General features: G+C 58.8%; 10 protein-coding genes. 8 read left to right on the plus strand and 2 right to left on the minus strand.

The window, feature by feature from the left end:
• Nucleotides 1-234 precede the first annotated feature (234 nt).
• From ACQZ6F_RS16735 to exoR, 3 genes are all read left to right on the plus strand, one after another.
• The gene (locus ACQZ6F_RS16735; RefSeq protein WP_077469785.1) at nucleotides 235-1,488 is read left to right on the plus strand and encodes an OmpP1/FadL family transporter; all 1,254 of its coding nucleotides are present in this window, start codon (nucleotides 235-237) and stop codon (nucleotides 1,486-1,488) included.
• Nucleotides 1,489-1,800: 312 nt separating this feature from the next.
• Entirely contained in the window at nucleotides 1,801-2,178 is a 378-nt protein-coding gene (locus ACQZ6F_RS16740) for a hypothetical protein (RefSeq protein ID WP_449093320.1), read from the plus strand.
• On the plus strand, nucleotides 2,171-2,974 hold the full coding sequence (gene exoR / locus ACQZ6F_RS16745; protein WP_077469922.1) for an exopolysaccharide production regulator ExoR: 804 nt from the start codon (nucleotides 2,171-2,173) through the stop codon (nucleotides 2,972-2,974). Before ACQZ6F_RS16740 ends, exoR begins: the two co-directional genes overlap by 8 nt.
• Nucleotides 2,975-3,029: 55 nt before the next feature.
• Here the strand turns inward: exoR and xth are convergent, their stop codons facing one another.
• Both xth and erpA read right to left on the minus strand, forming a co-directional pair.
• Nucleotides 3,030-3,821 carry an exodeoxyribonuclease III gene (gene xth, locus ACQZ6F_RS16750; protein ID WP_449093319.1) on the minus strand — a complete coding sequence of 264 codons (792 nt, stop codon included), beginning with the start codon at nucleotides 3,819-3,821 and terminating at the stop codon, nucleotides 3,030-3,032.
• A 126-nt stretch (nucleotides 3,822-3,947) separates the two neighbouring features.
• A complete protein-coding gene (erpA, locus tag ACQZ6F_RS16755; RefSeq protein WP_068386214.1) occupies nucleotides 3,948-4,280 on the minus strand; it encodes an iron-sulfur cluster insertion protein ErpA in 333 nt (110 codons plus the stop codon).
• Nucleotides 4,281-4,566: 286 nt separating this feature from the next.
• On the opposite strand from erpA, the gene ACQZ6F_RS16760 reads away from it, so the two are divergent.
• The 5 genes from ACQZ6F_RS16760 (at nucleotide 4,567) to ACQZ6F_RS16780 (ending at nucleotide 12,381) form a co-directional block, all read left to right on the plus strand.
• Nucleotides 4,567-5,784: a deoxyguanosinetriphosphate triphosphohydrolase gene (locus ACQZ6F_RS16760; protein ID WP_449093697.1), complete on the plus strand. Its 1,218-nt coding sequence runs from the start codon at nucleotides 4,567-4,569 to the stop codon at nucleotides 5,782-5,784.
• Between the two features lie 55 nt (nucleotides 5,785-5,839).
• Nucleotides 5,840-7,600 (plus strand): arginine--tRNA ligase, encoded by a 1,761-nt coding sequence (gene argS / locus ACQZ6F_RS16765; protein ID WP_449093318.1) that lies wholly within the window; start codon nucleotides 5,840-5,842, stop codon nucleotides 7,598-7,600.
• 62 nt (nucleotides 7,601-7,662) lie between these two features.
• The gene (locus ACQZ6F_RS16770) at nucleotides 7,663-10,371 is read left to right on the plus strand and encodes an SPOR domain-containing protein (protein ID WP_449093317.1); all 2,709 of its coding nucleotides are present in this window, start codon (nucleotides 7,663-7,665) and stop codon (nucleotides 10,369-10,371) included.
• 128 nt (nucleotides 10,372-10,499) lie between these two features.
• Nucleotides 10,500-11,513, plus strand: coding sequence for a beta-N-acetylhexosaminidase (nagZ, locus tag ACQZ6F_RS16775; RefSeq protein ID WP_449093316.1), 1,014 nt, complete (start codon nucleotides 10,500-10,502; stop codon nucleotides 11,511-11,513).
• Nucleotides 11,514-11,535: 22 nt separating this feature from the next.
• Nucleotides 11,536-12,381: a segregation and condensation protein A gene (locus ACQZ6F_RS16780; RefSeq protein ID WP_449093315.1), complete on the plus strand. Its 846-nt coding sequence runs from the start codon at nucleotides 11,536-11,538 to the stop codon at nucleotides 12,379-12,381.
• The last annotated feature ends 17 nt before the right edge of the window (nucleotides 12,382-12,398 follow it).

The following is a 12,398-nucleotide window of genomic DNA, read 5'->3' on the forward strand; positions in this document are numbered from 1 at the left end:
TGTTGTCAGATTGTAACAGAATTGTTGCTATGAAGAATGAAAATCTACGCGGGGATGAAAATGTTTTTTAAAAAGCAAAAACTATCTAAAATTGTAGATTTTCGGAGGCCGAGCTCACATCCTTACGTAAATCAATCACTATCTCCCACGGTTGCAACTGTGCCGGGGCACATTGCTAATTCAATCGATCATGACAACAATCGAAGAAATGAATGCACCAGTGGGGGAGACACAATGGCATTTTCCGTTGCGCTGAGGGGCGCACTTGCAGTCGTCATCGGTTCATCTTTCGCGAGCGCCGCCTTTGCTGGCGGCCTTGATCGCGGCGGTTACGATATCGACCTGCTCTTCGACAAGGGACGTTATGTTTTCGAGTCCGGCGTTACCTATGTCATGCCCGACCGCAAGCTGAAGAATGCGAAGGACACCGATCCGACCGACGGCAATCTCAATGGCCGCAGCCATTCGACGGATGCGTCGGAGAATTATGCGATACCCTATGGCGCCTTCAAGATTGGCATCACCGACGATCTCGACTGCATGGCCGACTATTCGCAGCCGTTCGGTGGGCATCTGAACGAGGGCCAGAATTGGGCCGGTGCCAACAATGAAATCGAGGTCAAGGTACGCACCAACAATTATGGCGCAACCTGCTCGTACAAGTTCGATGTAGGTCCTGGCGAATTCCGCGTCATTGGCGGCGGCTTCTATCAGGAAGTCAGCGGTTATAAGTCGCGTCTCGTCTCTGCCATTCCGGCTCCGCTTTCCTCCATCTACGACGGCGTCGGTTCGCTGGATGTGGACGGTCACGGCTGGGGCTGGCGCGCCGGTCTCGCCTACGAAATTCCGGAATATGCCTTCCGCACCAGCCTCCTCTACAACAGCCGGGTCAAGTACGACAACCTCAAGGGTACCGTCGATCTGACCGAACTGCCGCCGATCCGGCCGTTCTTTGGCAAGGTGACCTCGGTGTTCGGTTCGGCCGATGCGCCCGATTCGCTGGAATGGAAAGTGCAGAGCGGCATCGCGCCTGATTGGCTTGCCTTCGGCTCGGTGAAGTGGACGAACTGGAGCATCCTGCAGAGCATCGCGCTTTGCCCGACCTCCACACGCGGTGTTTCCTGCAAGACTGGGAGCCCGACGGAATTGACCTCACTGGATCTTCTGTACCGCGATGGCTGGACCATCACCGGCGGCGTTGGACATAAGTTCAATGACAAATGGAGCGGTGCTGTCAGCCTGACTTGGGACCGCGGCACGAGCGATGGCTACGGCATGAATTCAGACACCTGGACGCTCGGCGCAGGTGTAGCCTACAAGGCGACGGAACATGTCCAGTTCAACTTTGGTGGCGCGCTTGGCCTGATGACATCAGGCAAATCCGGACAGATCACTCGCGGTGGCATCGTCTACGGTAACGATGCCAGCTACAGCTTCGGCAACGATTTGGTCGCCGCTCTTCAAACTTCGGTCAAAGTAAGCTTCTGACCATAACCCATTGAGATGAAGGGGTTATCGACTGCCCCTTCATGTATCTTCCGACGCCGCGGCGCTTCCGAGCCTCGCGGCGTTTCTTTGCCGCATGGGTGCCTGCGTCGGCGCAAAAGCGTGAGATTTGCCGCGTTCATGGTTAAGGAAATCTCAAGGTCGGTAAAATTTTTGTGACGAATTAGCAACACTCTATTTCAACGTATTGCAGGCCCGTGATCAGATTACAATTTGTCCATTTCCCGCCACAAATGGGGAGCAGCGATTATACGGGCACAGGGGCAAGCCTTGTAGAAAGTGCGTAAGCGGTCGATGGGTGAACTTCCACTTTGGCATAAACAAGAAATCCGGATCGGAGCGGCAGCGCTTCCGATGCAGCGAAAAAGTCTTTGTCTCTCAGGGGAAGTCGCCGGCCTGGTGATGTTCGATTTCAATTATCGAAAAGCAGATATGGGCGCCGTCTTGGTAAAGCCATGTGCTGATAACCGCACAAATGCTGGTTTGGACATAATTGCAAGCTATGCTCGCAATTGTGGCAAACAGCCTTCGTTGAATGCCGCAGGGACCTTCTTTTTGGAGGGTCATCCAGTCTTGTGTGCCATCAGGGAAAACATTCGCAAATCTGATGGCGTGTATGCGAACGCCGCGGCAGATGCGGATGGAGCGAAAGAAATCGACTGTTATGTTTAGGTCCGAGTTCATATCAGCGAGAGTCATGATGCTCAGCCTGTGTCTGGCCACTGCGGTGGCGCTGGCAGGCCAAGCCCGCGCATTCGATATCAATGCCGGTGTCAGCAAGGAATCAGGTCCGTTCGATCTCTTCAAGTTCGGCTTTCGGGCCTACAAGAACGGACAGAAGGAAGAGGCGGTCGAAGCGTATCGCTATGCCGCCGAAAAGGGTCATACCGGTTCGCGCTGGGCTCTCGCCAACATGTATGCCGATGGCGACGGCGTCGCTCAGAATGATTTCGAAGCCTTCAAGATCTACAGCGAGATCGCGCAGCAGGGTGTCGAGCCGGGTTCCGAGGACACAGGCTTTTTCATCAATGCGCTGCTTGCCCTTGCCAGCTATTACAAGACCGGCATTGCCAACAGTCCGGTGAAAGTCGATCTCAGTCAGGCACGCCAGCTCTATTTCCAGGTTGCCTCGACTTTCGGCGTGCCGGAGGCGCAGTTCCAGCTTGCGCAGATGATGCTGTCCGGCGAGGGCGGTTCGGCCAATGTGCAGCAGGCCAAGAAGTGGCTCAATCAGGCACGCAAGAGCGGCCATCCGGGCGCCATGGCCGTTTTCGGCAATCTCCTGTTTCAGGAAGGCCAGTCCATTCGCGGCCTGGCATTCATGACCGCGGCGCTCGACAAGTGCAAGCCGCAGGATTGCGGCTGGATGGAAGACATACAGGAACAGGCTTTCTCGCTGGCCAACGAGAATGACCGCCGTGTCGCGGTCTCCATGGCGCATCAGCTCGACGTTGCAGGCTCCGATTGATCGGCGCCTCCCTGCCAAAGATGGCAGGGCAGTTCGGGCCGATCAGGATAGAAGCCTAGTGGTTGAAATCGAGATGCGCCATGACCGGGACGTGGTCCGAAGGTTTTTCCCAGGCGCGTACATGCTTTTCGATTGCAGTCGACGTCAGGCGATCGGCAGCTTCCGGCGACAGCATCAGGTGATCGATGCGGATGCCGTTATTCTTCGGCCAGGCGCCGGCCTGATAATCCCAGAATGAATAGAGCTTGATCGCATCCGTGGTCGCGCGAACAGCATCGGTGAAGCCGAGATGTTCAAGCTGGCGGAAAGCTCGCCGCGTCTGCGGCAGGAACAGGGCGTCGTTTTCCCATACCTTCGGGTCGAAGCAATCATGCGGTTCGGGAATGACGTTGTAGTCGCCGGCAAGGACGATCGGCTCTTCCAGCGCCAGACGATCTCCGGCGAACTTCCGCAGACGTTCCATCCAGGCAAGCTTGTACGGATATTTTTCCGTATCGACCGGATTGCCGTTTGGCAGATAGAGGCAGCAGACCCGCAATGCGCCGTGTCCTTCGATGGAAAACACTGCCTCCATGAAGCGGGATTGTTCATCGCTGTCGTCACCGGGCAGGCCGCGCGTCACTTCGTCAGGCTTGGTCCTGGAGAGAATCGCAACGCCGTTGAAGCCTTTTTGCCCGTGTGTCTCGACATGATAGCCGAGCGCTTCGATCTCCAGGCGCGGAAAGCCTTCGTCGACCGTCTTGATCTCCTGAAGGCAAACGATGTCCGGGCTCGAATCCTTCAGCCATTGGCAGAGGTTCTCGATGCGCGCTTTGACGCCGTTGATATTCCAGGTGGCGATTTTCATGGACAGCTCATTCCGTTGCTTCGTCCTTTTGTATCCGCAGCGGAACGACTTGACTACAGCCCATGTGAAAACCGGCCCGGAGCAAAGGCTCCGAGCCGGTGATCAAGCTGTGGAAAAGAGGAGGGGTCAGATCGCAAAACTGGTGCCGCAGCCGCAGCTTGCAACAGCGTTCGGATTCTTGATCTGAAAAGATTGCCCGAGCAGGTTATCCACGAAATCGATCTCGGAACCGGCCATATAGATCAGCGACATCTGATCGATCAGCACCTTGGCATCGCCTTTTTCGACAACGATATCATCATCCTCGGGGCCTTCGGCGAGATCGAATTTATAAGAAAATCCGGAACAGCCACCGCCTTCAACGGCAACGCGAAGTGCCTGTTTGCCGGATTCCGCGCCGACGATCGCAGCGATTCGCTTTGCTGCGGCATCCGATAGGGTTACGCCTGTCTCAGTCATGTCTTCCTCCTGCCGGGGTCAAGATCCGGAGAGAACCAATTGGCCGTCGAACTTTCAAACGGCTGATATCCATAGCCTTTATCATGAAAGTCAGGCCGGTGACAGCTCTGGTTTCGCGGTTGAGCCGCGCGCCATTTTGCTGTTTTCTTGTCTATAGGTATGAAGGCTGTAAAGCGGCGTCAATGGGTGGGTTCCTCCATGTTGGAAGGAAAGCCATTGATGGGGTGAAATGAAGCGACCGTCGTGCGCCTGGATGCACGGGGCGAAATGCCGAAATGGATTGATGATGACGATCGATACGCATGCATTGGGTTTCGGGTATGGTGAGAAGGCAGTTTATGCGACCAATCCATGGGCATCGCGGGGGCGGCTTTACGATGAGGGTTCGAGCCCGACGCGCTCCGAATTCCAGCGCGACCGCGATAGAATTGTTCACACGACCGCTTTCCGAAGGCTCAAGCACAAGACGCAGGTCTTCATTGCCCAGGATGGCGATCACTATCGTACCCGCCTGACGCATACGATCGAAGTCGCGCAGATTGCGCGTGCCTTGGCGCGCGCCCTGAAGCTGGATGAAGATCTGGCGGAGGGCGTGGCGCTGGTTCACGATTTCGGCCATACACCTTTCGGGCATACTGGCGAGGATGCGCTGCACGAGATGCTGCAGCCCTATGGCGGCTTCGATCACAATGCGCAGTCGCTGCGCATTGTGACGAAGCTCGAGCGGCGCTATGCCGATTTCGACGGGCTCAATCTCACCTGGGAGACGCTCGAGGGTCTGGTCAAGCACAACGGTCCGCTGATGACGCCGGATGGCAAGGGCACCCGCGGCCCGGTGCCGCAGCCGATCCTGGATTATTGCGAAATCCACGACCTCGAAATTGCCTCCTACGCCAGCCTGGAGGCACAGGTTGCGGCGATCGCCGACGATATCGCCTATAATACGCATGACATCGATGACGGCCTTCGCTCCGGCTACCTGACCTTCGACATGCTGGAGGAGGTGCCGTTTCTCTCCGGGCTCATGGCAGAGGTGAGGGCGCGTTATCCGCATCTGGAGCCGAGCCGCTTCACCCATGAAATCATGCGCCGGCAGATCACCCGCATGGTCGAGGACGTGATTGCGGTATCGCAGCGCGCACTTGCCGAAATCAGACCTGGCAGCGTTGCCGATATCCGCGGCGCCGGCCGGGTGGTCGCGACTTTCTCGCCCGAAATGGCCGAAACCGACAAGCAGATCAAGCAGATGCTGTTCAAACGCATCTATCGGCACCCCGATATTATGCGCATCCGCACCGGGGCAGCGCAGATCGTTACAGATCTATTCCACGCCTATATGGACAATCCCAAGGAGATGCAGAGCCACTATTGGGTCGATCATATCGCAGGCCTTGCCGTCGCCGCCAAGGCGCGTCATGTCGGCGACTATCTGGCCGGCATGACGGACACCTATGCCATCAGCGCCCATAAGCGCCTGTTTGACCAGACTCCCGATTTGCGCTAGGCAGCGGCGGCGTCGGGCCGATAGCGGCTCGCCCAAGCTACGTGTGGACGATATCATGAACCTTTTCACCGACTTCGAAGTAAGAATTAAGAACGCTCTCGAGCAAATTGATATTGTGCGAGAAAAGCGATCTGAGCTCGACTTCAGTCGTGTCGGTGTGGAGCCGCCGAGAGACGCCAGTCATGGCGATGTCGCCACCAACGCGGCCATGGTGTTGTCCAAGGCGCTCGGTACAAATCCGCGCGCGCTGGCCGAGATTATCGTAGCGAAGTTGAAGGAAGATGCCGATGTCGCCGAGGTTTCGGTCGCCGGGCCGGGCTTCATCAATATCCGCCTTTCCGTCGGCTACTGGCAGCGCCTGCTGTCGACGATGATCTCTGAGTCCGGTCAATTCGGCCGTTCGACTCTAGGCTTGGGCCAGAAGGTCAATGTCGAATATGTTTCGGCCAACCCGACCGGCCCGATGCATGTCGGGCATTGCCGCGGCGCCGTTGTTGGCGACGCACTGGCGAATCTGCTTGGCTTTGCCGGCTATGACGTGACCAAAGAATACTACATCAACGATGCCGGCGGTCAGATCGACGTGCTGGCGCGTTCGGTTTTCCTGCGTTACCGCGAGGCACTTGGGGAGCAAATCGGTGAGATTCCCGCTGGTCTCTATCCCGGCGATTACTTGGTTCCGGTCGGCGAAGCTTTGGTCGAGGAATTTGGCAGCAAGTTGCGGGGTATGCCGGAAGAGCAATGGCTGCCCATCGTCAAGGACCGTGCGATCGATGCAATGATGGCGATGATCCGAGAGGATCTGGCGGCGATAAATGTCCATCACGACGTGTTCTTCTCAGAACGGACGCTGCACGCCAACGGTGCAGCATTGATTAGGACCGCGATCAATGACCTGACTTTCAAAGGTTATGTCTACAAGGGCGCGCTGCCGCCGCCGAAGGGACAATTGCCTGAGGATTGGGAAGATCGCGAGCAGACGCTGTTTCGCTCGACCGAGGTCGGTGATGATATTGATCGTCCGCTGATCAAGTCAGACGGCTCCTATACGTATTTTGCGGCAGATGTCGCGTATTTCAAGAACAAGTATGACCGCGGCTTCAACGAGATGATCTATATCCTCGGCGCCGATCATGGCGGCTATGTCAAGCGGCTAGAGGCCGTGGCGCGTGGTGTGTCAGAGGGCAAGGCCAAGCTGACAGTGCTGCTGTGCCAGCTCGTTAAATTGCTTCGCAACGGTGAAGTGGTGAAAATGGGGAAGCGCGCCGGCAACTTCGTTACCTTGCGTGACGTGGTGGACGAAGTCGGTCGCGATTCCGTGCGTTTCATGATGCTCTACCGGAAGAGCTCCGAGCCGCTGGATTTCGATTTTGCCAAGGTCACCGAGCAATCAAAGGACAATCCGGTCTTCTACGTGCAATACGCGCACGCCCGCTGCATGTCGGTCTTCCGGCAGGCCAAGGAGGCCTTCCCGGATCTCGATATCGCCTCGCTCGATCTGGCCAAGTCCGTCGTCGGTGCGATCTCCGATCCGGCCGAACTGCAGCTCATCGCCAAGATTGCGGAATTTCCGCGAATCGTTGAAGCTGCGGCACAGTCGCAGGAGCCCCATCGCATCGCGTTTTACCTTTACGATCTAGCAAGTTCCTTCCATGGACACTGGAATAAAGGTAAAGATTTACCTGAATTACGATTTGTTAACGATAAGAACCGAGAATTGAGCATTGCCAGACTTGGGCTGGTGTACGCTGTCGCGTCGGTTTTGAAGTCGGGTCTTGGTATAACCGGGACCGCAGCACCGGATGAAATGCGATAAACGTCACCATTTACCCACATTGCGCTGGCATTTAACTGTAGCGTTTGCGAGTGGAACGGGTGATGGCAGAAAAACAGTTGGCGTATCGCGCAAGCGGAAACGACGAGCTCTTTGCGGATGATGATCCGCTCGCTGAACTCGCCCGCATCGTAGGTTTTGAGCCGCGCCCCGCTGCTCAGGCCGCTCCTCCAGCTCAACGGCAAGAGCCCGCCTTCAATCTTGAGGACGAGCTCCTTCGCGAATTCGAGCGCTACGATACGCCGCGTATGAATCCGGCAAATGACACTGCTGCTCCGACCGAGCAAGTGTCTCCCGTCGAGCAGGTTCAGGCCTCGCTCCCTACCGCAGAACCGGTGCGGGTCGAGCCTGAATTTGAAGCGCCGCCACAGCCTGTGGCGCCGGTCAAGCCGAGCCTGGGTGCTCGCGATCTGATCGAAGAGCTGGAAATGTCGATAGCGCCGGCTATGCAGGCGGTTATCGCATCGCCTCCGCCAGCCGTGCCGGCGGCGCCCCCGGTCGCCAAGATACCGCAATCTGCCGCCGCCACCGTGCGGTTGCCGCTTGCCAATTTCACGCTGGCATCTGCGTCCGCCCAGCGCGAGCAGTCTCCGCCAGCCGTCGCCCGTCCTATTGCTCCTCCGGTGGCGCCAGCTGCTCCCGTGGAAGCAATGTTCGATGAGATGGCCATCGATTTTGCGCCAGCCAAGGCGGCCGAACCGGTCTACCAGCCGCAGCCTGTCGTCGCGCCGCAACCTGCTCCTGTGGTCGACAGGGCGCCCGAGCCGCTGAAGGCTCCGAATGTCGATGCGGCCGCACTTTCTGCCGAGATAGATGCTCTGCTCGCGGACGTGGATCGCTATCCCGTGCCGCCGAGAGCGAATGTGCCGGCAGCGAATGTCGAGCCTGTTTTCGGGGATTTCCATCCGTCGTTCGATGAACAGCCGGTTGCGCCTGCCGCAGCCGCTGCTCCGCAGCATGAAGAGCCTGCGTCGATCACCTTCGGTGCCGAAGACCCGTTTGCGGGTCAGGACTTCGAGTTCGATCTTGCCGATATCGAGATGGAGCTTGCAGAGCTCGATTTCGCCGAAGCAAACAAGGCTCCTGTCGCTTCGGCTCCCGAGCCGATCGTTTCTCGTGCTACGCCGGTCATGCCGGCTCCTGCTGCTCCTGTCGCCGCCGCTGTGGCGCCGCAGCCGCTGCAGGCCGCACCGGTTGCTGCCGCACGCAGCGCTGTACCTGCATTCGATGCTGATCAGGCGTTACCCTTCGACCCGACGGAAATCTCCGATACGGAAGAGCGCGTCGAAACCTTCGAAGATTCGCACGTTCCGCACCTGCCGGCGATCGAGCACGAAGAGCCGATCGTTGTTCCGCCGGAATATGATTTCGACATCGATTCCGAAATGGCGAACTTTCTCGGTACACCGAAGGAAGCAGCACAGGAGCCGTTCAAGCCCTCTGCCGCCGCTGCATTCGGTGGCGCCGCCGCCGCTGCATCGTGGTCGAAGAATGCCGCCGCCCAACCGGCAGCAACGACTGCCAAGCAGCCGATCGAAGAATTCGACGAGTTCGAGCGCGCGCTTGAGGAGGATTTCCGCCGCAGCTATCGCGAGGCGTCCGCCCCGGTTGAAAACGTTGCTCGGATGACGCTGAACCCGGCGGCTGGCAGCCGTCGCCCGGCTCGCTCGGTGCGCGGCATGGCAACCGCTGCTGCCGTCATCGTGGTGCTCGGTGTGGGCGCTTACGGTGCTTACAGCTGGGTCCGCCATGGGGCGCCGATCTCCAGCTTCTCCGGCGAGCCGCGTGTTATCACGGCCGATGCCGATCCGGTGAAGGTCGCCCCGGAAAATCCGGGCGGCACCGTTGTGCCGAATCAGGACAAGGCCGTCTATGACCGCGTGGCGGGCGACAGCACCGCTGCGCCGAAGCAGAAGGAATTGGTCTCCTCCAACGAACAGCCTGTCGATGTCGTTCAGAAGACGCTGATCCCCGAATCCATATCTCCGGATGACGGCAGCGCTGACCAGGTGACACCGACCCCGGCCGGCGACACCCAGGATCCGCGCTTGCTGCCGAACCAGAATGGCGGCAATACCAACGTAGCGTCCAATGACGACGGTCAGGTGCCTGCCGTGTCGCCGCGCAAGGTGCGCACGATGATCGTCAAGCCTGACGGTTCGCTGGTTCCGCGTGACGAGCCGGCTCCCGCTGCCGTCGACAAGACGACGACCGCCGCAGCCAAGCCCACAGCGAACAATCAGGTGGCATTGGCCGACCCGACCCCGTCCAATGCAAATGCCCAGCCGGCGGCAACGCAGCCTGCGAACGACGATGCGGCAAGTGCCGAAAGCACGCCGATCCGCGTCGTCAAGACGACTCCGCTGCCGACCGCGCGTCCGGAGTCTTCCAAGGCGGCGAACACCGCAATTGCACCGCGTGAGACGCCCGCCAAGGCTCAGCCGCAGCAGGTTGCTTCGGCTAGCCCGGCGACGAGCCAGGCCGCTCCGGCAGCTTCCGCTGGCAGCAGCGGCGCCTACGGTGTCCAGATCGCCTCGCTCCCGACCGAAGCCGACGCGCAGAAGTCGCAGGCTAACCTGAAGGTGAAGTTCGCCAGCGTCATCGGCAATCATCCGCTGGAAATCCGCAAGGCCGATATCGCCGGTAAGGGCACCTACTATCGTGTCCGCGTCGTCGCCGGCTCGAAGGATGAAGCTGCAGCGATTTGCGAACGGTACCGCACCGCTGGTGGCACCTGCCTGATTTCGAAATAAGCATCAGGCGCTGAACTCTCTGAAAACGGCGGGTATAAACCCGCCGTTTTCATTTGAGGTACCTTGTTCCTGTGTATCTCGGCTTGACCTCACTCGCGTTTCGCGGCGTCAGTCTCTATGATTCGGATATGACCGAATCGAAATCCATGATCCTTGGCTGCAGCGGCCATACCATCACGCCCGAAGAGCGTTCCTTCTATCAGGGGGAGCAGCCATGGGGCTTCATTCTGTTTGGACGCAATATTTCCGAGCCGGCGCAGATCGCCGATCTGGTTGCGTCCCTGCGTGAGAGTGTCGGACGCGACGCGCCGGTGTTTATCGACCAGGAAGGTGGCAGGGTGCAGCGCATTCGCCCGCCGATCCTGCAGCATTATCCCTCGGGACAGGCTCTGGGCGACCTTTATCGGCAGGATCGCGGGCGTGGTCTGCGCGCTGCATGGCTGATGTCGCGGCTTCATGCCTTCGATTTGCTGAAGTTCGGCATCAATGTCGATTGCCTGCCAGTGCTGGATGTTCCGGTGGAGGGATCGAGCAATGTCATCGGCAATCGCGCCTATGGCGGCGATCCGGTGACGGTAACGGAAATGGGGCGTGCTGCGGCGGAGGGCCTGAAGGCCGGCGGTGTCCTGCCCGTGATGAAGCATATGCCCGGTCATGGCCGCGGCTTTGCGGATTCGCATCACGAATTGCCTGTGGTCTCCGTTCCGCGTGCGGAACTGGAGGCGCATGATTTTGTGCCTTTCGTGGCGCTGAAGGATGAGCTGATGGCGATGACGTGCCACGTCGTCTTCACCGATATCGATCCGACCAACCCTGCAACGACATCTCGCAAGGTGATCGAAGAGATCATTCGCGGCCATATCGGCTTCCAGGGCCTGCTTTTGTCGGATGATACATCGATGAACGCGCTGAAGGGTACGATCGGCGAGCGTGCGGCAAATATTATTGCCGGCGGCTGCGATATCGTGCTGCATTGCAATGGCGTCATGAACGAGATGCTAGAGGTCGTGCGCAACGTTCCGCCTTTGGCCGGTGCGGCGCTTGCAAGGGTCAAGGCAGTGGAAGCAGCATTCGGCCATGCTGACAACGCGAACGAGGCGGCGATTCGCGCCGAATTTGACGCAATGTTTGCGGTGGCCTAACCGAACTCCGAGGATCTGACGAGTGAACAAGGTGAGCGGCACGGAAAAGCTTCAGCAGGCGGCAACGCCGATGGACAAGATCTGGCAGGAGGGCGAGGGAGAGCGCGGCTCGCACGAGCCGGCTCTGGTCGTCGATATCGCCGGCTTCGAAGGACCGCTGGATCTGCTGTTGCATCTGGCTCGCACGCAGAAGGTCGACCTCTCGCGCATTTCCGTCGTGGCGCTCGTCGAGCAATATCTGCAGTTCATCGAGACTGCGCGGCGCATCCGCATCGAGCTTGCGGCCGATTATCTCGTCATGGCCGCGTGGCTGGCCTATCTCAAATCCAAGTTGCTCATTCCGCAGCAGAGCAAGGAAGACGGCCCGACGGGTGAGGAGATGGCGGCAACGCTTGCCTTCCGCCTGAAGCGCCTCGAAGCCATGCGCGATGCGGCATCCAATCTCGTCAACCGCAATCGCCTCGGCCGCGATATCTTCGCTCGCGGCGCGCCCGAACATATTCCCGATCGGCGTCAATCCGCCTTCGATGCCAGCCTTTACGACCTCCTGACGGCCTATGCCGGCCTGCGCCAGCGGCAGGCCGTCACGCAGGTGACGATCGAAAAGCGCAGCGTCTGGTCGCTTGCCGATGCCCGGGTGATCCTGGACCGGATGATCGGAGAAATCACCGATTGGACCGCTTTGGAGCACTATCTGCTGCGCTATATGGTCAGCGCCAGCGACCGTGTAACGGCCATCGCCAGCGCCTTTGCGGCTTCGCTTGAGCTAGTGCGCGAAGGGCAGCTGGAGATACGCCAGGAAGGCGCCTTTCAGCCATTATATATGCGGCGCGGGCCGAAGCATGGTTCGCTCGAGGCGGCGGAATAGGGTAGGATGCAAGCGTG

The organism is Rhizobium sp. A22-96, from assembly GCF_053521805.1.

What these genes read in the sequence shown, in the direction of transcription:
- ACQZ6F_RS16735 (WP_077469785.1), top strand. Translation starts at nt 235, where the DNA reads ATGGCATTTTCCGTTGCGCTGAGGGGCGCACTTGCAGTCGTCATCGGT.
- xth (WP_449093319.1), bottom strand. Translation starts at nt 3,821, where the DNA reads ATGAAAATCGCCACCTGGAATATCAACGGCGTCAAAGCGCGCATCGAG.
- argS (WP_449093318.1), top strand. Translation starts at nt 5,840, where the DNA reads ATGAACCTTTTCACCGACTTCGAAGTAAGAATTAAGAACGCTCTCGAG.
- ACQZ6F_RS16740 (WP_449093320.1), top strand. Translation starts at nt 1,801, where the DNA reads ATGGGTGAACTTCCACTTTGGCATAAACAAGAAATCCGGATCGGAGCG.
- ACQZ6F_RS16770 (WP_449093317.1), top strand. Translation starts at nt 7,663, where the DNA reads ATGGCAGAAAAACAGTTGGCGTATCGCGCAAGCGGAAACGACGAGCTC.
- exoR (WP_077469922.1), top strand. Translation starts at nt 2,171, where the DNA reads ATGTTTAGGTCCGAGTTCATATCAGCGAGAGTCATGATGCTCAGCCTG.
- ACQZ6F_RS16760 (WP_449093697.1), top strand. Translation starts at nt 4,567, where the DNA reads ATGACGATCGATACGCATGCATTGGGTTTCGGGTATGGTGAGAAGGCA.
- erpA (WP_068386214.1), bottom strand. Translation starts at nt 4,280, where the DNA reads ATGACTGAGACAGGCGTAACCCTATCGGATGCCGCAGCAAAGCGAATC.
- nagZ (WP_449093316.1), top strand. Translation starts at nt 10,500, where the DNA reads ATGACCGAATCGAAATCCATGATCCTTGGCTGCAGCGGCCATACCATC.